Origin of the sequence: Castellaniella sp., assembly GCF_041677825.1 — a bacterium.
Lineage (GTDB): Bacteria > Pseudomonadota > Gammaproteobacteria > Burkholderiales > Burkholderiaceae_B > Castellaniella.
In genome coordinates, this window is the sequence record NZ_JBAYPG010000015.1 from 21,322 (window position 1) to 41,922 (window position 20,601).

The 20,601-nt window shown below is 63.1% G+C and carries 18 protein-coding genes; 12 read left to right on the forward strand and 6 right to left on the reverse strand.

Annotated features, from left to right (window positions below; genetic code table 11):
* The first annotated feature begins 40 nt into the window (after positions 1 to 40).
* Positions 41 to 1,534, forward strand: coding sequence for a CoA-acylating methylmalonate-semialdehyde dehydrogenase (locus WCY17_RS07815; protein ID WP_372701617.1), 1,494 nt, complete (start codon positions 41 to 43; stop codon positions 1,532 to 1,534).
* 238 nt (positions 1,535 to 1,772) lie between these two features.
* Positions 1,773 to 2,723 carry a CysB family HTH-type transcriptional regulator gene (locus WCY17_RS07820; RefSeq protein ID WP_372701618.1) on the forward strand — a complete coding sequence of 317 codons (951 nt, stop codon included), beginning with the start codon at positions 1,773 to 1,775 and terminating at the stop codon, positions 2,721 to 2,723.
* On the opposite strand, the gene WCY17_RS07825 is transcribed toward WCY17_RS07820, so the two are convergent.
* Positions 2,720 to 3,445 carry a C40 family peptidase gene (locus WCY17_RS07825; protein ID WP_372701619.1) on the reverse strand — a complete coding sequence of 242 codons (726 nt, stop codon included), beginning with the start codon at positions 3,443 to 3,445 and terminating at the stop codon, positions 2,720 to 2,722. The two genes, WCY17_RS07820 and WCY17_RS07825, sit on opposite strands and share 4 nt — an antisense overlap.
* A 98-nt stretch (positions 3,446 to 3,543) precedes the next feature.
* On the opposite strand from WCY17_RS07825, the gene WCY17_RS07830 reads away from it, so the two are divergent.
* Entirely contained in the window at positions 3,544 to 5,442 is a 1,899-nt protein-coding gene (locus WCY17_RS07830; protein WP_372701620.1) for a propionate--CoA ligase, read from the forward strand.
* Positions 5,443 to 5,654: 212 nt separating this feature from the next.
* Positions 5,655 to 7,634 (forward strand): acetate--CoA ligase, encoded by a 1,980-nt coding sequence (gene acs, locus WCY17_RS07835; RefSeq protein WP_372701621.1) that lies wholly within the window; start codon positions 5,655 to 5,657, stop codon positions 7,632 to 7,634.
* Between the two features lie 40 nt (positions 7,635 to 7,674).
* Here acs and WCY17_RS07840 read toward each other — a convergent pair whose 3' ends face one another.
* Positions 7,675 to 9,321 (reverse strand): electron transfer flavoprotein-ubiquinone oxidoreductase, encoded by a 1,647-nt coding sequence (locus WCY17_RS07840; protein ID WP_372701622.1) that lies wholly within the window; start codon positions 9,319 to 9,321, stop codon positions 7,675 to 7,677.
* A gap of 124 nt (positions 9,322 to 9,445) precedes the next feature.
* Between WCY17_RS07840 and WCY17_RS07845 the strand changes: the two genes are divergently transcribed.
* The 8 genes from WCY17_RS07845 to ftsB all read left to right on the forward strand — a co-directional run bounded on the left by WCY17_RS07845 (position 9,446) and on the right by ftsB (position 17,505).
* Complete coding sequence (locus tag WCY17_RS07845; RefSeq protein WP_372701623.1) at positions 9,446 to 9,916, forward strand: acyl-CoA thioesterase; 471 nt, start codon at positions 9,446 to 9,448, stop codon at positions 9,914 to 9,916.
* Positions 9,917 to 9,970: 54 nt separating this feature from the next.
* Positions 9,971 to 10,669, forward strand: a complete 699-nt coding sequence (locus WCY17_RS07850) for a CoA transferase subunit A (RefSeq protein ID WP_372701624.1) — start codon at positions 9,971 to 9,973, stop codon at positions 10,667 to 10,669.
* Positions 10,670 to 10,683: 14 nt separating this feature from the next.
* The gene (locus WCY17_RS07855; RefSeq protein ID WP_372701625.1) at positions 10,684 to 11,340 is read left to right on the forward strand and encodes a CoA transferase subunit B; all 657 of its coding nucleotides are present in this window, start codon (positions 10,684 to 10,686) and stop codon (positions 11,338 to 11,340) included.
* A gap of 99 nt (positions 11,341 to 11,439) precedes the next feature.
* A complete protein-coding gene (locus WCY17_RS07860) occupies positions 11,440 to 13,242 on the forward strand; it encodes a M24 family metallopeptidase (RefSeq protein ID WP_372701626.1) in 1,803 nt (600 codons plus the stop codon).
* Positions 13,243 to 13,284: 42 nt separating this feature from the next.
* Entirely contained in the window at positions 13,285 to 14,967 is a 1,683-nt protein-coding gene (locus WCY17_RS07865) for a CTP synthase (protein WP_372701627.1), read from the forward strand.
* Positions 14,964 to 15,815, forward strand: a complete 852-nt coding sequence (gene kdsA, locus WCY17_RS07870; RefSeq protein ID WP_372701628.1) for a 3-deoxy-8-phosphooctulonate synthase — start codon at positions 14,964 to 14,966, stop codon at positions 15,813 to 15,815. The genes WCY17_RS07865 and kdsA overlap by 4 nt, the downstream gene beginning before the upstream one ends.
* Positions 15,816 to 15,910: 95 nt before the next feature.
* Positions 15,911 to 17,197 carry a phosphopyruvate hydratase gene (gene eno / locus WCY17_RS07875; RefSeq protein WP_372701629.1) on the forward strand — a complete coding sequence of 429 codons (1,287 nt, stop codon included), beginning with the start codon at positions 15,911 to 15,913 and terminating at the stop codon, positions 17,195 to 17,197.
* A gap of 20 nt (positions 17,198 to 17,217) precedes the next feature.
* Positions 17,218 to 17,505: a cell division protein FtsB gene (gene ftsB, locus WCY17_RS07880; protein ID WP_372701630.1), complete on the forward strand. Its 288-nt coding sequence runs from the start codon at positions 17,218 to 17,220 to the stop codon at positions 17,503 to 17,505.
* Between the two features lie 137 nt (positions 17,506 to 17,642).
* On the opposite strand, the gene WCY17_RS07885 is transcribed toward ftsB, so the two are convergent.
* The 4 genes from WCY17_RS07885 to WCY17_RS07900 form a co-directional block, all read right to left on the reverse strand.
* Positions 17,643 to 18,671, reverse strand: coding sequence for a TadE/TadG family type IV pilus assembly protein (locus tag WCY17_RS07885; RefSeq protein WP_372701631.1), 1,029 nt, complete (start codon positions 18,669 to 18,671; stop codon positions 17,643 to 17,645).
* Between the two features lie 168 nt (positions 18,672 to 18,839).
* Complete coding sequence (locus WCY17_RS07890) at positions 18,840 to 19,763, reverse strand: Hsp33 family molecular chaperone HslO (RefSeq protein WP_372701632.1); 924 nt, start codon at positions 19,761 to 19,763, stop codon at positions 18,840 to 18,842.
* A complete protein-coding gene (locus WCY17_RS07895) occupies positions 19,760 to 20,296 on the reverse strand; it encodes an RDD family protein (RefSeq protein WP_372701633.1) in 537 nt (178 codons plus the stop codon). The genes WCY17_RS07890 and WCY17_RS07895 overlap by 4 nt, the downstream gene beginning before the upstream one ends.
* A gap of 90 nt (positions 20,297 to 20,386) precedes the next feature.
* On the reverse strand, positions 20,387 to 20,581 hold the full coding sequence (locus WCY17_RS07900; RefSeq protein ID WP_372701634.1) for a hypothetical protein: 195 nt from the start codon (positions 20,579 to 20,581) through the stop codon (positions 20,387 to 20,389).
* Between the last annotated feature and the right edge of the window lie 20 nt (positions 20,582 to 20,601).

The following is a 20,601-nucleotide window of genomic DNA, read 5'->3' on the forward strand; positions in this document are numbered from 1 at the left end:
TGGTCTGTTCGAGGCAGACACTTTATTTCAGGAGAGCACCATGAGCGACATCCCACGCGTTCCATTGCTGATCGGTGGTGAACTGGTCCAATCTCAATCCACGCAATGGCGTGATGTCATCGATCCGGCCACTCAAGAGGTGGTTGCCCGGGTTCCTTTTGCCACACCCGAAGAGGTCGAGCGCGCCGTGGCCAATTCGCGCGAAGCCTTTGCCACATGGCGCCTGGTCAGTCAGGCCAAGCGGCGCCAGATCATGACCGATTTTGCACAATTGCTGCGCGAAAATACCACGAAGATCGCCGAAGTCCTGTCGCGCGAACACGGCAAGACCCTGCCCGATGCAGAAGGGGAAGTCGCCCGCGGCCTCGAAGGGGTCGAGCATGCCGTGTCGGCCAATACCCTGCAGCTGGGTGATTACGCAGAAAATGCGGCCACCGGCATCGACGTCTACAGTGTGTTGCAGCCGCTGGGCGTGTGCGCAGGCATCACGGCGTTCAATTTCCCCGTGATGCTGCCGTGCTGGATGTTCCCGATCGCGGTCACCATGGGCAATACATTCGTCTACAAGCCATCCGAGCAGGATCCCGGCGCCTCCATGATGGTGGCCGAGCTGGCGCTGCAGGCCGGCCTGCCGCCGGGTGTGCTGAATGTCGTGCACGGCGGGCCTGATGTGGCCAATGCCCTGTGCGATCACCCGGACATCAAGGCGGTTTCCTTCATCGGCTCCACCCGGGTCGGCACCGAGATCTACCGGCGTTCCTCCAATGCAGGCAAACGCTGCCAGGCCATGATGGGGGCCAAGAACCACAGCGTGATCATGCCGGATGCCGATCGCGAGGCGGCCCTCAATTCCATGCTTGGGGCGGCCTTCGGCGCGGCCGGTGAGCGCTGCATGGCCATTTCGGTGCTGGTGCTGGTGGGTGACGCCCAGAAATGGCTGCCCGACTTCGTCGAGCGTGCCGGCAAACTCAAGGTGAACGTAGGCACGGATCGCTCGGCCGACCTGGGGCCGATCATTTCGCCTTCGGCCAAGGCGCGCATCGAAGGGTTGATCCAGAAAGGTGTGGACGAAGGGGCCGAACTGCTGCTCGATGGTCGTGGCATCAAGGTGCCGGGTTACGAGAAAGGCAACTTCATAGGGCCCACCATTTTCGGCAACGTGAAGCAGGGCATGACCATCTACAACGAAGAGATCTTCGGTCCGGTGCTGTCCGTGGTGCTGGTCGATACGCTCGAAGAGGCGGTCGAGTTCATCAATGCCAACCCCAATGGCAATGGCACGTCCATTTTCACCCAGGATGGCGGCCATGCACGTTATTTCCAGAATCATGTCGATGTGGGCCAGGTCGGGATCAACATCCCCATCCCGGTTCCCGTGGCCTGGTTCAGTTTCACGGGCTCGCGCGCATCCAAACTGGGCGATCTGGGCCCGAACGGGCGTCAATCGATCTATTTCTGGACGCAGACCAAGACCATCACGGCGCGCTGGGCTGCGCATCCACGCGAGGTCAACACCACGATTTCAATGAAGTGATCACGGGCTGCACGGCCTTGCGTGCGGCCCGCCCAGTGCGGGTATCCGGTTTCTGGCCGGCGACCCGCACCGGGCGAACTACCCGACCTGCGCACTGCCTGCGGCCCAAAGGCCTGGATCACAAGGCGTTCGGGCCGCTTTTCATGGGCGGCCGATCTGTACGCGAGGGCTGACTTTCATTTCCTGATGTAATATTGATCGCATTTCATATTACGTTTTCTGGAAATACAGGCGCCTGATGAATCTGCAGCAATTTCGCTTCGTGCGCGAGACCGTACGGCGCAATTTCAATCTCACCGATGCAGCGCGAGCGCTGTACACATCACAACCTGGTGTCTCCAAGGCCATCATCGAGTTCGAGGAAGAACTGGGCGTCAAGATCTTCGAGCGCCATGGCAAGCGTCTCAAGGGGCTGACCCGGCCAGGTGCGGCGGTCTGGGGGGTCATCGACCGCATCATGCGCGAGGTGGACAACCTGAAGAAAGTGTGCGACGAATTCGCCAGGCATGATGAAGGGGCGCTGGTCATCGCATGCACCCATACGCAGGCACGGTATTTGTTGCCCCGGGTGATCCCCGCCTTCAGGGCGCGCTTTCCCAAGGTGCATGTCTCGCTGGCCGAAGGCAACCCCGAACACCTGGCTCGCCTGGTGCTGCAGGATCAGGCCGACCTGGCCATTGCCACCGAGACGCTGGCGCAGACGGCGGGCCTGGTGGCACTGCCGGTCTACACCTGGCAGCACACGCTGGTCGTACCCCCGGACCATCCACTGACCAGCCTCACCTCGAGTGCGGCACGCCAGCTGTCCCTCGAACACCTCGCACAATACCCCATCGTCACCTATGATCGCGCCTTTTCAGGGCGCCGGGCGATTGACCAGGCCTTCGAGCAGGCGGGGATCAGCCCCGATATCGTCCTCGAAGCCATCGACGCCGATGTGGTTAAGACCTATGCTGACATCGGCCTGGGGATCGGCATCATCGCCGGGGTGGCCTTTGATCCCCGCCGCGACAAGACGCTCGTGGGTCTGCCGGCGGGCCATCTGTTCGGCACGCACACCACCAGCGTCGCCATCCGGCGAAATGCGTTTCTGCGGGATTTCGTCTATGTGCTGCTCGAGATGCTGGCCCCTGGGCTGACGCGCCAGGTGGTGGCTGACGCGATTGGCCAGCCGCTGGCGGCACGCTAGTGCAATGCACTGGCCGTGGACGCGCTGGCCTGCAGGCGGCGCGCGCCGTTGTAGCGCTTGCGCCAATAGGCCATGTCCATGCTTTCGACGCGGATTTCTGCGCCACTGCGTGGTGCGTGCACGAATTTCCGATCACCCAGATAGATGCCTACATGGGAGAACCGGCGCCCCAGTGTGTTGAAGAACACCAGATCACCGCGGCGCAGTTCATCGCGTTTGACGGATGTGCCCAGGCGGGCCTGCTGGCTTGCCACGCGAGGCAGCTTGAGGCCCAGCGACTTTTCGGCCGCATAGGCCACCAGCCCGCTGCAGTCGAAGCCCTTGCCGGGGCCATTGCCCCCGTAGCGATATTTGACGCCGAGGAACTTGAGCGCCGTGCCGGCCATGGTATGCGGTACCGGCGTGAAGCCGGCCTGCTCTGTGGGGCTGTCCATGCGCTCGATCGCCAGGGGCGGATCGCTGTCAAGCCACGCGCCCAGTGGGTCGGAACGGGCAGCCAGAGCGTGCTGGCCACTGCTGAACGGATCAGCGCCGGAATCCGTACTGGCCGTTCGTTGCGTCTGCGTGGCGCAACCCGCCAAAAGGGCCAGCATGCCATACAGCATGGTGCGCAGCAGCCAATGGCTGGTGGATGGCAATGAAATGGTCTGTGCTGGTCGATGCGGCGGCGGCATGGTGGTGTGCTGGTCTTTCGGCGTATCGGTGCGAGTGTAGAAGATCATGGTGATGGAGTAAAGTCTGCCCATGCCTGTTGCCGTGGGTGTAGCATCTGGGGGGGCAGCACCCGGACCCACTCGGCAGCAGCCGGACCCAGCCGACAATGGAGATATCAATGCAGAAGATTCGAGAGTTTCACCGTCAGTCCATTCAGGATCGCGAAGGTTTCTGGGCGCGCGAGGCCCGGCGTATTCATTGGGAAACCCCCTGGTCCAAAGTGCTCGATGACTCGCGCCTGCCATTTGCGCGCTGGTTTGTCGGCGGGCGCACCAATCTCTGCTACAACGCGGTCGATCGCTGGCTGGACACCCAGGCAGATCAGCCGGCGCTGATCTGGGTGTCGACCGAGACGGATCAGGAAATCGTCTACACGTGGGCCGAATTGGCGCGCGAGGTCCAAGTGGCAGCCGCCATGCTGCAGAGCCTGGGGGTTGTCCAGGGCGACCGGGTGCTGATCTATCTGCCGATGATTCCACAGGCCGCATTCATCATGCTGGCCTGCGCACGGCTGGGGGCCATCCATTCGGTGGTGTTCGGCGGCTTTGCCGCGCACAACCTCGCGCAACGCATCGACGATGCACAGCCCGGGGTGGTGGTGTCGACCGACGCCGGCTCGCGGGGCGGGCGGCCGATTGCCTACAAACCCTTGCTGGATCAGGCCCTGAGCCAATCGGTGCACCAGCCGGACCATGTGCTTCTGGTGGATCGCGGTCTGGTGCCCATGTCGCTGCAGGCCGGGCGTGATCTTGATTACGCCACCTTGCGGGCGCGCCATCTGGATGTGCAGGTTCCGGTGGTCTGGCTCGAATCGAACGAGCCCAGCTATATTCTGTATACCTCGGGCACCACGGGCAATCCGAAGGGGGTGCAGCGTGATGTGGGCGGCTACGCCGTCGCGCTGTGTGCCTCCATGGAATATATCTTCGGCGGCAAGCCGGGCGATACCTATTTTTCGACCAGCGACATTGGCTGGGTCGTCGGGCATTCCTATGTGGTGTACGGGCCCTTGCTCAACGGTCAGGCCACGGTGATGTACGAGGGCACGCCCATACGGCCCGACGCTGCAATTCTGTGGCGCATCATCGAAACCCATCGCGTGAATGCGCTGTTTTCTGCACCTACGGCGATCCGGGTGCTCAAGAAGCATGATCCTGCCCTGCTCACGCGCCACGACCTCTCCAGTCTCGATCGCATCTACCTGGCGGGCGAGCCGCTTGATGAACTGACCGGTCAGTGGCTCTCCGAGGCCCTGAACAAGCCGGTGATCGACAACTATTGGCAGACCGAAACCGGCTGGCCGATCCTGTCGGCCCAGCCAGGGGTCGAGGAAGTGCCCACCCGCTATGGCAGTCCGACCTTCCCGGTCTATGGCTTCGATGTACGTGTGGTCAGCGAGGCGTCCGGGCTGGACAGCGGCCCCAATGAGAAAGGGGTGGTCGCCATCGAGCCGCCGCTGCCGCCCGGGGCCATGAGCACGATCTGGCGCAATGATGAACGATTCGTAACGACATATTTCGAATCTTTTCCTGGGCGTCAGACCTACTCCACGTCCGATTGGGGGCGGGTCGATGATGACGGCTATTGGTTCATTCTCGGGCGCACCGATGACGTGATCAATGTTGCCGGGCACCGGCTGGGCACGCGCGAAATCGAAGAGTCCGTCAACACGCATCCGGCAGTCGCCGAATCCGCAGTGGTGGGGGTGGCCGATCCGATCAAGGGCCAGCAGGCGGTGGGCTTTGCGGTGCTGCGGGATTCTGCCCTGCTGGATGCACCGGATGGCCGCACGCGGCTCGAGGCCGAGATCAAGAAGGTGGTCGAACAGCGCAACGGTGCCGTGGCCCGGCCGTCACGCATCCTGTTTGTCGGCAGTCTGCCCAAGACGCGTTCGGGCAAGGTGCTACGCCGTGCCATCGTGGCGCTGTGCGAAGGGCGCGACCCCGGCGATCTCACGGCGGTAGAGGACCCCTCTGCACTCGAACAGATTCGTGGGGTGCTCTGAAGAGCGGGTTCGCACAGGTGTTCTGCTGCGCTGGAGAAGGCGATCCTGAAAGGGGGGGGCAGCCTTCCCTTTCTTCGCACCCTTGGGTGCCGGGCGTCAGTGCGAGGGGGATGTCAAGCCTGTCAGGGTCGAGTAAGAAACTTGCGGTACGTTAGGCCTGCATGCGTCAGGTACGCCTGAACCACCACACATCACAATCAAAGGAGCGCGTCATGACCACGGAGATCGAATCGATATTGGTAGAAAATCGGGTTTTTTCGCCCCCGGCAGGCCTGGTGTCCCAGGCCAACGTGTCTGGCATGCAGGGTTACAGGGCCCTGTGCGATGAGGCCGATCGTGATCCCGACGCCTTCTGGGCGCGGCTGGGTCGTGAAAACCTGGTCTGGGAAAAACCCTTCAACCAGGTGATCGATGACTCCAATGCACCGTTCTACCGCTTCTTCGCCGATGGCGAACTCAATATTTCGGCCAACTGTCTCGATCGGCACATGGGTACGCCCGTCGAAAACCATGTGGCGTTGATCTTCGAGGCCGATGACGGGCGCGTCTCGCGCGTGACCTACAAAGAACTGCTGGCACGCGTGTCGCAATTGGCCAACGCCATCCGGTCATTGGGCTACCAGAAGGGCGATCGGGCCGTGATCTACATGCCCATGTCCATCGAGGCTGTCGTGGCCATGCAGGCTTGCGCGCGTCTGGGGGTGATCCATTCGGTCGTGTTTGGCGGCTTTTCCTCCAAGAGCATCCACGAACGGGTAGTGGACGTGGGTGCCACGCTGGTCATCACCGCTGATGCCCAGATCCGTGGCGGTCGCACCATCGAGCTCAAAAATGCCGTCGATGACGCGCTGGCCATGGGCGGCTGCGAGGCCGTGCGCAAGGTCATCACATACCGTCGGGCGGGCTCCGGCATCCAGTGGCACGCCGGCCGCGACCTATGGTGGCACGATGTCATCCAGGGCCAGCCTGAGCACTGCCCCCCGGTCGCGGTCGAAGCCGACCATCCGCTGTTCATTCTCTATACCTCGGGCTCCACCGGCAAGCCCAAGGGGGTGCAGCACTCCAGCGCAGGCTATTTGCTGTGGTCGCTCATGACCATGAAATGGACCTTCGATGCCAAGCCCGATGATGTCTTCTGGTGCACCGCAGACGTCGGCTGGGTGACCGGGCATTCATACGTCACCTATGGCCCGCTGGCAGCGGGCGTCACACAGGTGGTGTTCGAGGGCGTGCCCACGTATCCGGATGCGGCCCGTTTCTGGAAAATGATCGAGGCCCACAAGGTGTCCGTATTCTATACGGCACCCACGGCCATCCGTTCACTCATCAAATTGTCCGAAGCCGATGCCAGCGTGCATCCGCGATCCTTCGACCTGTCGTCCCTGCGCATCATCGGTTCGGTGGGCGAGCCCATCAATCCCGAGGCCTGGGTCTGGTATTACAACAATGTGGGTGGTGGGCGTTGCCCGGTGCTCGATACCTGGTGGCAAACGGAAACCGGTGCGCACATGATTACCCCGTTGCCCGGGGCGACGCCACTCAAGCCGGGCTCCTGCACCCTGCCCTTGCCGGGCATCGACGCGGCGATCGTCGATGAAACCGGTCAGGAAGTCGAGCGTGGCAAAGGGGGGTTTCTCGTCATCCGCAAGCCCTGGCCGGCCATGATCCGCACCGTCTGGGGAGACCCGGATCGCTTCAGGAAAACGTATTTCCCACCTGAAATGAAGGGCTGGTACCTGGCCGGAGACGGCGCACAACGCGACAAGGACGGCTATTTCTGGATCATGGGGCGCATCGACGATGTGCTCAATGTATCAGGTCACCGCCTGGGTACCATGGAAGTCGAATCCGCACTGGTTGCGCACGAGATGGTGGCCGAGGCCGCAGTGGTGGGGCGCCCCGACGACACCACGGGTGAGGCCATCGTGGCCTTCGTGGTGCTCAATGGGTCGCTGCCGCAGGGCGATCGGGCAACAGCCGTTGCCCGTCAGCTGCGCGACTGGGTGGCACAGGAAATCGGGCCCATTGCCAAGCCGCGTGAGATCCGCTTTGGCGAAAACCTGCCCAAGACGCGCTCGGGCAAGATCATGCGCCGCCTGTTGCGGGTGGTGGCCAAGGGCGAACCCATCACCCAGGATGTGTCCACCCTTGAAAACCCCGGCATTCTCGAGCAGCTGGCCCAAGTGCGCTGACGCACGGGCGCGGGGCAAGCGTGGCAAGGGGCCTCTGGCGCTACATGCCGTTGTAGACCGGGCCCTCGCCCCCCTGTGGCGTCACCCAGACGATGTTCTGCGTGGGATCCTTGATATCACAGGTCTTGCAATGGACGCAGTTCTGTGCGTTGATCTGCAGCCGGTCTTCGCCTGTTTCGGTCTTGACGAATTCATATACCCCCGCCGGGCAGAAGCGCGCTTCGGGGCCACCGTATTTGGCCAGGTTGACCTGCACCGGGACCTTGTCGTCCTTGAGGGTCAGGTGCACCGGTTCGTCTTCTTCATGATGCGTGTTCGACAGATAGACCGAACTGAGCCGATCGAAGGTGAGCACGCCATCCGGCTTGGGATAGTCGATGCGGGCACATTGCGCGGCGGGTTGCAGGCAGGCATGATCGGGCTTGTCGCGGTGCAGGGTCCAGGGCATCCTGCCCCTGAGCAGCCACTGTTCGATACCGGTCATGAGGGTGCCCATGGTGCGGCCCTTCTTGAACCATTGCTTGAAATTGCGTGATTTGTTCAGCTCTGCACGCAGCCAGGATGATTCGAAGGCTGCAGGGTAGGCCGTGAGTTCGTCGTGGCTGCGGCCGGCCACCAGCGCGTCGAATGCGGCTTCGGCTGCCAGTGCCCCCGACTTGATGGCCGAGTGGCTGCCCTTGATGCGCGATGCGTTGAGCATGCCGGCCTCGCAGCCCACCAGCACCCCGCCCGGAAAACAGAGTTTGGGTATCGACAGCAGCCCGCCGGCTGTGAGCGAACGGGCACCGTATTGCACGCGCTTGCCACCTTCGAAGGTGGTGCGGATGGCCGGATGGGTCTTGTAGCGCTGGAATTCATCGAACGGGGACAGCCAGGGGTTGGCATAATCGAGCCCGACGACCAGGCCCACGGCCACCAGATTGTCGTTCAGGTGGTACAGGAACGAGCCGCCGTAGGTGTCGGCATCGAGCGGCCAGCCCGCCGTGTGCATGACCAGCCCGGGGCGGGACTTTTCGGCCGGGACTTCCCAGAGCTCTTTGATGCCGATGGCATAGCTCTGGGGGTCGCGATCCGCATCGAGGTGGAACCGTTCGATCAGCTGACGGCCCAGATGGCCGCGCGAGCCTTCGGCGAAGATCGTGTAGCGGGCGAGAAGTTCCATGCCCGGCTGATAGGCGGCCGTGTGGCTGCCATCGCGCGCCACGCCCATATCGCCCGTGAGCACACCCCGCACCGCGCCGTTTTCGGCATACAGCACGTGCGCCGCGGCAAACCCCGGAAAGACATCGACCCCCAGGGCCTCGGCCTGCTCGCCCAGCCAGCGGGTGACGTGCCCCAGGCGCACGATATAGTTACCGTGATTCTTGAAGCAGTCGGGCAGCAGCCAGGCTGGCGTCGAGCGCGCGCCGGTTTCGCTGAGAAACAGGAAACGATCCTCGGATACGGGCAGATCGAGCGGGGCGCCCCGGGCCTGCCAGTCGGGCAGCAGCTCGGACAGGGCCTGGGGGTCCATCACGCAGCCAGAAAGAATGTGGGCGCCGATTTCGGCTGCTTTCTCGAGTACGCAGACACTGACGTCCTGACCGCGTTCGGCGGCCAGTTGCTTGAGACGGATGGCGGCCGACAGGCCTGCCGGCCCGCCGCCGACGATGACCACATCGTATTCCATCGATTCGCGTTCGGTCATGAGTGCAAGGCTCCTATGGCTCATGGGGCAGGGCTTCCCCTGCGATGTGCAGCCCATTGTATTGCACATCGTTATACTGCTGTTGTGCGGGCACACACGCCCGGTTGAAAGCAACAGGTGCTGGATGAATATGTCGAACCAGGTGAACACGCCAAATCAGGTGGACACGCCAAACCAGGATCAGGCTACCTACAGCGGCGCCTACGAAATCACCATGGACGTACGCTGGGGTGACCAGGATGCCATGCGCCACGTCAACAATGCGATGTATTTCCGGTATTTCGAAGAGGCCCGGGTGCGCCTTTTCGAGAGTCTGGGGCGCAGGACATCGAAAGAAGGCTTTGCAGTTCTGGCGCATATCTCATGTGATTTTCTTGAGCCACTGATGTATCCTGCCCGTATCACGGTGGGCATGAAATGCCAGCGCATCGGCAGCAGCAGCCTGGAACTGCACAGCTGGATAGCACCGGCCGACGACCCGGATTTGCTCCATGCGCGCAGTCGAAGCGTGGTGGTGAACACCAATGACGCAGGCCGGCCGACACCCTGGTCGGATCGCGACCGTGCGGCGCTGCAGGCGTATTTCACGGCATGATGCCGGCAGGCAGCATGTCAGAGTCGATGTATCTTCATCTCGAAGGGAAAACGTATGGATAAAGTGTATTCGAGTGCCGCTGACGCATTGCGTGATGTGGTGGCCGATAATCAGATGATCGCCGTGGGCGGGTTCGGGCTGTGCGGCATTCCCGAAGCCCTGATTGCCGCGCTGCGCGATTCCGGCGTACAGAACCTCACCTGCGTCAGCAACAATGCCGGGGTCGACGACTTCGGGCTGGGCCTGCTGCTGGCCACCCGCCAGATCAAGAAGATGATTGCATCGTACGTGGGCGAGAACAAAGAGTTCGAGCGCCAATACCTGGCGGGCGAACTCGAACTCGAATTCACGCCCCAGGGCACGCTGGCCGAAAAGCTGCGCGCCGGGGGCTGTGGCATCCCTGCGTTCTATACGGCTACCGGCGTGGGCACCGTAGTGGCCGAAGGCAAGGAAACCCACGAGTTCGATGGCAAGACCTATCTGCTCGAGCGGTCCATCGTGCCTGATGTGTCCCTGGTCAAGGCCCAGAAGGCCGATCGCAGCGGCAATCTGATATTTCGCCGTACGGCGCGCAACTTCAATCCCAACGTCGCCATGGCGGGTCGCATCACCATTGCCGAAGTCGAGGAAATCGTGCCTGTGGGTGCACTCGACCCCGATGATATCCATCTGCCGGGCATTTTCGTGCACCGCCTGGTGCTCAATGCCCACCCCGAAAAGCGTATCGAGCAACGCACCATTCGCAGCAAGTAAGGAGATTCTTCACTATGGCATGGGATCGTGAACAAATGGCTGCCCGGGCAGCCCAGGAACTGCATGACGGCTTCTACGTCAATCTGGGCATTGGCTTGCCCACCAAGGTGGCCAATTACGTGCCCGACGGCATGGAAGTCTGGCTGCAGTCCGAAAACGGCTTGCTGGGCATCGGCCCCTTCCCGACCGAAGACGAAGTCGATGCAGACCTCATCAATGCCGGCAAGCAAACCGTGACCACATTGCCGGGCTCGTCCATATTCGCCTCGGCCGAATCCTTCGGCATGATCCGCGGCGGCAAGATCAATCTGGCCATTCTGGGGGCCATGCAGGTATCCGAAAAAGGCGACCTGGCCAACTGGATGATTCCGGGCAAGATGATCAAGGGCATGGGCGGGGCCATGGACCTCGTCGCTGGTGTGGGGCGGGTCGTCGTCCTCATGGAACACGTGGCGGTCAACAGGAAGGATGGCTCCGAAAGCCACAAGCTGCTGTCCGAGTGCACCCTGCCACTGACCGGGGTGGGGGTGGTCGACCTCATCATCACCGATCTCGGGGTCATGGAAGTCACCGACAGCGGCTTGCGCCTGACCGAACTCGCCCCTGGCGTCACGGTCGAGGACATTCAGGCGCGCACATCGGCCCGGCTCGATGTCTCGGCAGTGGCCTGATGCCGATATGCCGCAATCAGAAGCGCGGCCTGCCACGCCCTTTCTTCAGGGCGTGGACAGATGGCGCAGCCCGTGAAACCGGCTTGTGATGCGGCAAGCATGTCCAGTGATACCGTCTCTGCAATGCAACGCCTGCAGGCCCTGCGTGCGCACTTGCATGCCGTGGGTCTGCAGGCCTGCCTGATCCCGACCGCGGATCCGCACCTGTCCGAATACCTGCCCGACCACTGGGCGGCGCGGGCCTGGCTGTCCGGGTTTGATGGCTCGGCGGGCAGCCTGCTGGTGACGGCACGTTTTGCGGGCCTGTGGACGGACAGCCGGTATTGGGTGCAGGCGCAACAGCAGCTGCAAGGCACCGGCATCGTGCTGATGCGTGCCGGTGCGCCCGATGTGCCTGACACACTGGCCTGGGTGCAGCGTCATCTCCAGGCCGGAGACCGGCTGGCCATGGACGGCCGGGTGCTCGATCATGCTGCGGCCGTACGCTGGCGGGCCGGCTTGCGGGCCTGTTCGATCGAACTCGTCCTGGATCAGGATCCAGTCGCTGCCGTGTGGTCGGGGCGTCCGGCGCTGCCCACCGCTCCGGTCTATGAGCACCGGCCGCCCCATGCCTGCAGAACCCGGGCGGCAAACCTGGCGGCGGTGCGCGAGGCCATGGGCGTGGCGGGCGCACGCTGGCACTTGATATCCACGCTCGACGACATCGCCTGGCTGCTGAATCTGCGCGGCGCCGATGTCGAGTACAACCCGGTCTTCCTGGCGCACGCGCTGATCGGGCCCGATGACACCCGGCTGTACGTGGCGCCCGGCAAGATCGCGCCCGAACTGGCCAGCCGCCTGGCGGTCGATGGGGTCGTGCTGCGCGACTACGGCGCTCTGGGGCAGGATCTGGCCGCGCTGCCCTCTGGCCAGTCCCTGCTGATCGATCCAGCGCGGGTCACCGAGGGTACGCTGGTGGCAGCGCAGGGCCTGCGCCTGATCGAGGCGATGAACCCCAGCCAGCTTTTCAAGGCCATCAAGAATTCGGCCGAAGCGGCGCACATCCGCGACACGATGGTGCAGGACGGGGTGGCACTGTGCGAATTCCTTGCCTGGTTCGAAGCAGCACTGGCGGCCGGGCAGACGGTGACCGAACTCGATGTGGATGCCCGCATCACAGAAGCGCGCAGCCGTCGCCCGGGGTTCGTCAGCCCGAGCTTTGCAACCATTGCCGGTTTCAATGCCAACGGTGCCATGCCGCATTATCGCGCCACCAGGCAGGCCCATGCGCGCATTCAGGGGCAGGGGCTGCTGTTGATCGATTCAGGTGGGCAGTACCTGGGGGGCACCACCGACATCACCCGCGTGGTACCGGTCGGTGAACCCACGACTGCCCAGCGTTCGGATTACACGCGTGTCCTGCAGGCCCACATTGCCCTGGCACGCAGCGTGTTTCCGGTCGGTACGCCCGCTGCCGTGCTCGATGCGGTGGCCCGCATGCCATTGTGGCGCCATGGCCTCGACTATGGCCATGGTACAGGGCACGGCGTAGGCTATTTCCTGAATGTGCACGAGGGCCCGCAGTCGATCTCCGTGCGCGCGCATGCCCGTGCGCACCAGGACATGCAGGCTGGCATGCTCACCTCGAACGAACCCGGGCTGTATCGCGATGGCCAGTGGGGCATACGCATCGAGAACCTGGTGCTGGCGGTCGCGGCCGAGCAGAACGAATCCGGTCCGTTCCTGGCGTTCGAAACCGTGACGCTGTGTCCCATCGATACCCGCTGCATCCTGCGCGACCGCCTGGCCCCCGAAGAGCGTGGCTGGCTCGATGCCTATCACCAGCAGGTCCGCAGCCGGCTGTTGCCGCATCTCGATGGCGCTGCACGTGCCTGGCTGCTGGCCCGGACCGAGCGGTTATAATCCCAGTTTCCCGCTCCTGCCCGATTGTTTCGGGTGTTTCTCATGACCAAATACGTATTCGTTACCGGCGGGGTGGTGTCCTCGCTGGGCAAGGGCATTGCGGCGGCGTCGTTGGCGGCGATTCTCGAATCGCGTGGTCTGCGCGTCACCATGCTCAAGCTCGATCCATACATCAATGTGGATCCGGGCACCATGAGCCCCTTCCAGCACGGCGAAGTCTTCGTCACCGAAGACGGGGCAGAAACCGATCTCGATCTCGGCCACTACGAACGCTTTGTGTCGGCGCGCATGCGCAGGGTGAACAATTTCACCACCGGCCAGATCTACGAGTCGGTCCTGCGCAAGGAACGGCGGGGCGATTATCTGGGCAAGACGGTTCAGGTCATCCCGCACATCACCAATGAAATCCAGGACTTCATCGTTCGCGGTGCCAAGGCGGCCTACGAAGGGCAGGCCGATATCGCCATTGTCGAGATTGGCGGCACGGTGGGTGACATCGAGTCTCTGCCCTTTCTCGAGGCCGTGCGTCAGATGAGCCTGCGCCTGGGGCGCAATCAGTGCGCCTTCGTGCATCTCACGCTGGTGCCCTACATCGCCTCGGCGGGCGAACTCAAGACCAAGCCCACGCAGCATTCGGTACAGAAACTGCGCGAGATCGGCATTTATCCCAATGCCTTGCTGTGTCGGGCCGATCGCCCGGTGCCGGAAGACGAACGCGCCAAGATCTCGCTGTTTTCCAACGTCCCCCTCGATGCCGTGATATCGGTCTGGGATGCGGATTCAATCTACCGGATCCCGGCCATGCTGCACAGTCAGGGGCTCGACAGCCTGGTCTGCGATGCGTTGGCAATCACGCCGCCACCGGCCGATCTCACGCTCTGGGACCGGCTGGTCGACGATCTCGAACACCCCGAGCACGACATCACCGTGGGCATGGTCGGCAAGTACGTCGATCTGACCGAGTCCTACAAGTCACTGACCGAAGCACTGGTCCATGCGGGCATCCACACGCGCACGCGGGTGCACGTCGAATACATCGATTCCGAAGAGATCGAAACCCGCGGTACGGCGTCGCTGGCCGGGCTCGATGCGATCCTGGTGCCTGGCGGCTTCGGCAAGCGTGGTACAGAAGGCAAGATTCGTGCCATCCAGTATGCGCGCGAACAGGGCATCCCTTTTCTGGGCATCTGCCTGGGCATGCAGCTGGCCGTGGTCGAATTCGCCCGTCATGTGGCGGGCCTGGGGGGCGCCAACAGCACCGAGTTCGATCCTTCGGCCGCGCATCCGGTGGTGGCCCTGATCACCGAGTGGCAGGATCGCGAAGGGGCCATCGAGCGGCGTGATGCGGGCTCCGACCTTGGCGGCACCATGCGCAAGGGTGCACAGCGCTGTCCGGTCAAGCCAGGGACTCGTGCGCATGAGATCTACGGCGATGAGGTCAACGAAAGGCACCGGCACCGCTACGAAGTCAATAACGTCTATGTGCATCGGCTCGAAGAAGCAGGCCTGGTGATCAGTGCCCGCACGCCCTCTGAAAACCTGCCCGAGATCATGGAACTGCCGGGCCATCCGTGGTTCATGGGGGTGCAGTTCCACCCCGAATTCACCTCGACGCCCCGTGATGGGCATCCGCTGTTCACCAGCTATGTGCGCGCTGCGCTGGCCTGTCAGGCGCGGGTTCCTGAAAAGCCGCAGGCCTCTGAACGCGCAGCGGGGGCCGCATGAAACTGTGCGATTTTCAGGTTGGCCTCGATCAGCCGCTGTTCGTCATTGCGGGGCCCTGTGTCATTGAGTCACGCGAGCTGGCCTTCGAAACAGCTGGTACCTTGCGCGACATCACCCGCGAACTGGGCATTCCGTTCATCTACAAGAGTTCATTCGACAAGGCCAACCGCAGTTCGGGGCGCTCATTCCGTGGCCCCGGCATCGAGCAGGGGCTGGCCATCCTGGCCGATGTCCGTGCCGGTCTGGGCGTGCCCATCCTGACTGACGTGCACGAAATCGGCCAGGCGCGCGAAGTGGCGGCGGTGGTCGATGTCCTGCAGACACCGGCCTTCCTGTGCCGCCAGACCGATTTCATCCAGGCCTGTGCCGCCACGCTCAAGCCCGTCAACATCAAGAAGGGCCAGTTTCTCGCGCCGGAAGACATGCTGCAGGTGGTCGCCAAGGCCCGCGAAGCCGCCCAGGAAGCCGGGGGTGATGGCGAGAACATCCTGGTATGTGAGCGGGGCGCTTCGTTCGGCTATCACAACCTGGTCTCCGACATGCGCGCCCTGGCAATCATGCGGCAGACGGGCTGTCCGGTGGTTTTCGATGCCACGCATTCGGTCCAGTTGCCAGGGGGTCTGGGGGCGTCTTCCGGCGGGCAGCGTGAATTCGTGCCGGTTCTGGCTCGGGCAGCGGTTGCGGCGGGCGTGTCCGGGGTTTTCATGGAAACCCACCCCAACCCCGATCAGGCCCTGTCGGATGGCCCCAACGCCGTGCCGCTCGGTCAGATGCGTACCTTGCTGCAGACGCTGCAATTGCTGGATCGCTGTGTCAAACAGGATGGCGCATTGCGACATGCCCTTTGAACCCATGGCCACAGAGGGATCGGGCATGCCGTGGTCACGGGTACAATGAACCGGTTCGTCCCCCCGTTTCCCTTCACAGGCAGGAAAGTCACACCATGAGTGCAATCGTAGACATCATTGGGCGCGAAATCCTTGATTCGCGCGGCAATCCCACCGTCGAGTGCGACGTCGTGCTCGAATCCGGCGCCATGGGCCGTGCTGCCGTACCCTCAGGGGCTTCGACCGGCGCGCATGAAGCCGTCGAACTGCGTGATGGCGATCCGACGCGTTATCTTGGCAAAGGTGTGCTGCGTGCCGTCGAGCACCTGAATACCGAAATTTCCGAGGCCCTGATCGGCCTGGATGCCCAGGAACAGACTTTCATAGACCATGTTCTGGTCGATCTCGATGGGACCGAAAGCAAGAGCAGGCTGGGCGCCAACGCATTGCTGGCGGCCAGCATGGCGGTCGCCAAGGCGGCGGCTGATGATGCCGGGTTGTCGCTGTACCGTTATTTTGGCGGCAGTGGCCCCATGCAGTTGCCGGTACCCATGATGAACGTCATCAACGGTGGCGCGCACGCCAACAATACGCTCGATCTGCAAGAGTTCATGATTCTGCCGGTGGGGGCCGCCAGTTTTCGCGAGGCGTTGCGCATGGGGGCAGAAATCTTCCATGCGCTCAAGAAGATCATCGCGGCGCAGGGCATGTCAACCGCAGTGGGCGACGAAGGGGGGTTTGCGCCCAATGTCACCAGTCACGAGGCCGCCATCGAGCTGATTCTCAATGCGATCGATGCGGCTGGCTACGAGGCCGGCTCACAGGTGCTGCTGGGGCTCGATTGCGCCAGTTCCGAGTTCTACCGCGAGGGCCGCTATCACCTGGCAGGCGAAGGCGGCCTGTCTCTCGAGTCGGCCGATTTCGCGAATCTGCTGGCCTCCTGGTGCGACAAATACCCCATTGTCTCCATTGAAGACGGCATGGCCGAGGATGACTGGGATGGCTGGCAGTTGCTGACCCAGCAACTCGGGCGCAAAGTGCAACTGGTGGGCGATGACCTGTTCGTCACCAATACCAGAATGCTCGAGCGCGGCATCCGGCAGGGGGTAGCCAATTCGATACTCGTCAAGATCAACCAGATCGGTACCCTGAGCGAAACCTTTGCGGCGATAGAAATGGCCAAGCGCTCGGGGTATACCGCAGTGATTTCGCATCGTTCGGGCGAAACCGAAGATGCGACCATTGCGGATATCGCCGTGGCGACCAATGCCATGCAGATCAAGACGGGTTCGCTGTCACGGTCGGATCGCATGGCCAAGTACAACCAGTTGCTGCGCATCGAAGAAGAACTGGCCGACGTGGCTGCGTATCCCGGGGTCTCGGCCTTCTACAATCTGCGCTGACGCGTGCGCCGGGTGCCCTCATGCGCCTGTTGTGCCTGGTCCTGTTCCTGTTGCTGCTGGTCATTCAGTATCCGCTGTGGTGGGGCAAGGGTGGCTGGCTCGATCTGCGCGATCTTCAGGCGCGGGTCGTTGCGCAGACCGAAACCAACGAGGCCTTGCTGGCGCGCAACAATGCGCTGCAGGCCGAGGTCCATGACCTGGCCGATGGCACGTCGGCCGTTGAAGAGCGCGCTCGCGGCGAACTCAACATGGTACGCCCGGGCGAATACTATGTGCAGATCGTGCCAAGCCCCGACAAGAGCCGGTGAAGGCCAAGTATGGGCCGGGTGACAGCCGGGTGAAGGCCAACGAAGGCCAGGTAAAGGCCAGCCAAGGGTCAACGAAGGCCAGGTGAAGGCCAATCAAAGGGCAATGAAGGCCTGCCAAGGCCAGTGTGCGGCCTGGGTCAGGGTGCGGGGACACACGCATCGTCAGGGAGAGGGGATTCTGGTCCATCGGGTGGTGTGGCAGCCGGATCCGGGTCAGCAGTGCCCGGGGGCGTCGTTGTGGCCTCATCCTGGCTGGCAGAGGGTGTGGTCGCAGCCGTGCTGCCACCCGGAATCTCATCGGTTTGCGGCTTCGGTGGTGTACCAACGGTTGATTCTGGCGCGGGTGGCGCGGCGCCGCTGATGGGCGTGCCGGGCCAGGCTGGCCCAGTGGTGCTCTGGTCGGGGCGGTCTGGGTGCGTGCCGTGGCTGATGCGCCCATCGGCGAGATCAGGCCACTGTGCGGGGTGGCTGTGCATGGCAAGCCGCACATGGCGGCGGAAAGGCAGATAGCCTGCAGCCATCCAGCGGGCCTGGCGCGGATCGGGCATCCATGGGGCCAGGGCCCGCAAGATGGCGCTTGTACCGGGCAGCACGGGGCGCTGGGGCCAGTTCAGCGTCAGCGCCAGGGTGTTCGCATCGAAGATAGTCTGGCCCGATTGCGGCCCGCGCCCCTGGGGCCAGCCCTGTCGCATGCGTTGGGCGTGCCGCAGGGCCTGATGATCGTTGGAGATCCAGGCCAGCCCGGCCCGCATCGGCGGTGCGGGCGGGCGTGGCTCTGCGTGATCGAGAAAGGCGGATCGGGTCGGCTGGGTAATACGGATGTGCCAGGGGGTGCCCAGCGCGGCTGCCTGCTCGTGCAGGATCCTCTGCAGGCCGGGTGCATCTGGCCAGGCCATGCGCAGACCCGATTCGAATGAATCCGCGATCGACTGCGGCCGGGCGTGCTGCGTGACCCCTGAGCGGGCTGCCTGCATCAGGGCCTGGCCCAGGATCTGGCGCAGGCTGAACCAGTGGGCCAGTTCGACACCGCCCAGGCCGAGCATGAGAATCGGGATGGCGACGATCAGAAAGCCAACCGCACCCGCACCACCCTGTACGGTCGGTGGAGCGGGCCGTGCGATGTGTGCGTCAGCCCGCAGGGCTGGTGATGGCTTGGCTTCTGGCATGCCTGCTAGTGTGCGTCAAGGCCGTATGTGCATGCCAGCGTGACAAGCCACTGTGGCTGAATAGGTCGCAGCACCCGCCTGTGGCTGAAAACCCCAGCCTGATGGCGGATCCAGCCTGCTCCCGTTCAATCCCAACGGATCGCGCCCAATCTCGCCTGATCCAGCCTGCTAATGCCGGGTGTCGGAACCAGGTACGGCGATCGGGTCGCGAGCCTCCAGGAAGAGGGCCGCACAGTCTACGGCATCGAAATCGTAGCCTTTGCCGCAGAAATTGCAGTGGATCTGCACCTGGCCTGTTTCAGCCAGTATGGCATTGACTTCGTCCGCGCCCAGATTGCGCAGCATGTGCGCCACCCGTTCGCGCGAGCAACTGCAGTGCCAGCGCACGGCCTGGGCGGGATAGGTGAGCAGATCCTCCTGCCAGAACAATCGGTGGATCCACTGCTGCGCGGGCAGACCGGCCAGTTCTTCGGCCTTCAGGGTATCGGCCAGGGTCGTGCAGTGCGTCCAGGTGGAGGCATCGTTGCGCTCATCGGCGTGGCTGTCGTCCTGGGCGGGCATGCGCTGCAACAGCAGGCCTGCGCAACGCTCGCGGTCGGCTGCCAGCCAGAGCCGGGTTTCAAGCTGCTCGGAGTGGCGCATGTAGTGCTCGAGCACCTGCGCGACCGACTCGCCCTCGAGGGGTACGATGCCTTGATAGGGCGGGGTGCCCGGCTTGCGGCCTTCAGGGTCGAGCATGACCACGAAACGGCCCTGGCCGTCGGCATTGAGCAGCGTCTGCAAGCCGGGTGCATCAGGCAACGTACAGGCCTCATCCATCTGCGCCGTGGCGCGCAACTCGAGTGCCGACGTGCACTCGACCATGATCAGCCGTACCGCACCATTGCCCTGCAGTTGCAGGACCACCGATCCTTCGAACTTGATGCTGCCTGCCAGCAGCACGCAGGCCGCCGCCAGTTCGCCCAGCAAGGCGACGACTTCATCGCAGAGATGCTGGTGCGCAAGGCCGGTTTGCCAGGCTTGATCCAGTTGAAGCGTCTGGATGCGCGTACTGCGGTCTGCGGTCAGGTATTTGGTGAGTGCGTCAGTCATGATTTGCTTGCCGCGCCCGGCCGGGCGGCGCCTGTGGTGTGGTCATGGCGCACCTGGGCCCGCAATTCGGTGCCCAGGATGCGGTCATGCAGGAATTGGCCCCGGGGATCGAACCAGGTCCAGATGAACAATGAAAATGGCGCGAGCACGATCAGCATGTCGATGGCGCTGGACTGCAGCACCGTGGACAGGGTGGCGAGCAGCCACGCGGTGAGCAGGGGCAGAGGCCAGATCAGCAGATAGCGCAGCAGCAGACGGGAAAATCGTGGTGTGCGGCCATCGGCGTCTGCCAGACGGATGCCCCAGGTTTTCATGGGCAGGGTCTGGCCGTTGCGTCGCCAATTGACCATGAAGTAAATGCCTATCGCCACAAACAGGAAGACCTGCCGGGTCGGGCGCAACATCAGGCCATGGCGGCTTTGCGTCAGGGTATCCAGCAGATAGCTGGCCAGAAATACGACGCCAAACAGCAGAATGCCTTCATAGATCATGCAGGCAAAACGGCGCAGACGGGAGGCAGGGAGTGGTGGCATGGCCTGATGGGCAGGGGCTTCATTGACGTTCACCCCCCATTATCGCAAAAGGCCGCTGCAAGAGCGGCCTTTTGCGGGGTTCGTCGTGGCTCAGTGGGCCGTGCGTACCGCAGTTTGTGCTGGCGTGGCGTCTTCTGGCGTCTTGAAGATGCGCAGGACTTTCAGGAACAGTTGCTTGATTTCGTGATCAAGCCAGTACCTCTGCTGGGCCTCCAGGGCGTCTTGCAGCAGTTTGCGTTCGAGCGCGTCCGTCAGGCGGACGTCGGAATGATATGTCTTTTTCATTGCAAGCCTCTTTGCGTGAA

Excerpts from the sequence above, each read along its gene's own strand:
- WCY17_RS07860 (WP_372701626.1), top strand. The coding sequence starts at position 11,440 with ATGTCCAGTGATACCGTCTCTGCAATGCAACGCCTGCAGGCCCTGCGT.
- WCY17_RS07895 (WP_372701633.1), bottom strand. The coding sequence starts at position 20,296 with ATGCCACCACTCCCTGCCTCCCGTCTGCGCCGTTTTGCCTGCATGATC.
- acs (WP_372701621.1), top strand. The coding sequence starts at position 5,655 with ATGACCACGGAGATCGAATCGATATTGGTAGAAAATCGGGTTTTTTCG.
- kdsA (WP_372701628.1), top strand. The coding sequence starts at position 14,964 with ATGAAACTGTGCGATTTTCAGGTTGGCCTCGATCAGCCGCTGTTCGTC.
- WCY17_RS07825 (WP_372701619.1), bottom strand. The coding sequence starts at position 3,445 with ATGATCTTCTACACTCGCACCGATACGCCGAAAGACCAGCACACCACC.
- WCY17_RS07830 (WP_372701620.1), top strand. The coding sequence starts at position 3,544 with ATGGAGATATCAATGCAGAAGATTCGAGAGTTTCACCGTCAGTCCATT.
- ftsB (WP_372701630.1), top strand. The coding sequence starts at position 17,218 with ATGCGCCTGTTGTGCCTGGTCCTGTTCCTGTTGCTGCTGGTCATTCAG.
- WCY17_RS07865 (WP_372701627.1), top strand. The coding sequence starts at position 13,285 with ATGACCAAATACGTATTCGTTACCGGCGGGGTGGTGTCCTCGCTGGGC.
- WCY17_RS07850 (WP_372701624.1), top strand. The coding sequence starts at position 9,971 with ATGGATAAAGTGTATTCGAGTGCCGCTGACGCATTGCGTGATGTGGTG.
- WCY17_RS07890 (WP_372701632.1), bottom strand. The coding sequence starts at position 19,763 with ATGACTGACGCACTCACCAAATACCTGACCGCAGACCGCAGTACGCGC.
- WCY17_RS07855 (WP_372701625.1), top strand. The coding sequence starts at position 10,684 with ATGGCATGGGATCGTGAACAAATGGCTGCCCGGGCAGCCCAGGAACTG.
- WCY17_RS07840 (WP_372701622.1), bottom strand. The coding sequence starts at position 9,321 with ATGACCGAACGCGAATCGATGGAATACGATGTGGTCATCGTCGGCGGC.
- eno (WP_372701629.1), top strand. The coding sequence starts at position 15,911 with ATGAGTGCAATCGTAGACATCATTGGGCGCGAAATCCTTGATTCGCGC.
- WCY17_RS07885 (WP_372701631.1), bottom strand. The coding sequence starts at position 18,671 with ATGCCAGAAGCCAAGCCATCACCAGCCCTGCGGGCTGACGCACACATC.
- WCY17_RS07845 (WP_372701623.1), top strand. The coding sequence starts at position 9,446 with ATGAATATGTCGAACCAGGTGAACACGCCAAATCAGGTGGACACGCCA.
- WCY17_RS07900 (WP_372701634.1), bottom strand. The coding sequence starts at position 20,581 with ATGAAAAAGACATATCATTCCGACGTCCGCCTGACGGACGCGCTCGAA.
- WCY17_RS07815 (WP_372701617.1), top strand. The coding sequence starts at position 41 with ATGAGCGACATCCCACGCGTTCCATTGCTGATCGGTGGTGAACTGGTC.
- WCY17_RS07820 (WP_372701618.1), top strand. The coding sequence starts at position 1,773 with ATGAATCTGCAGCAATTTCGCTTCGTGCGCGAGACCGTACGGCGCAAT.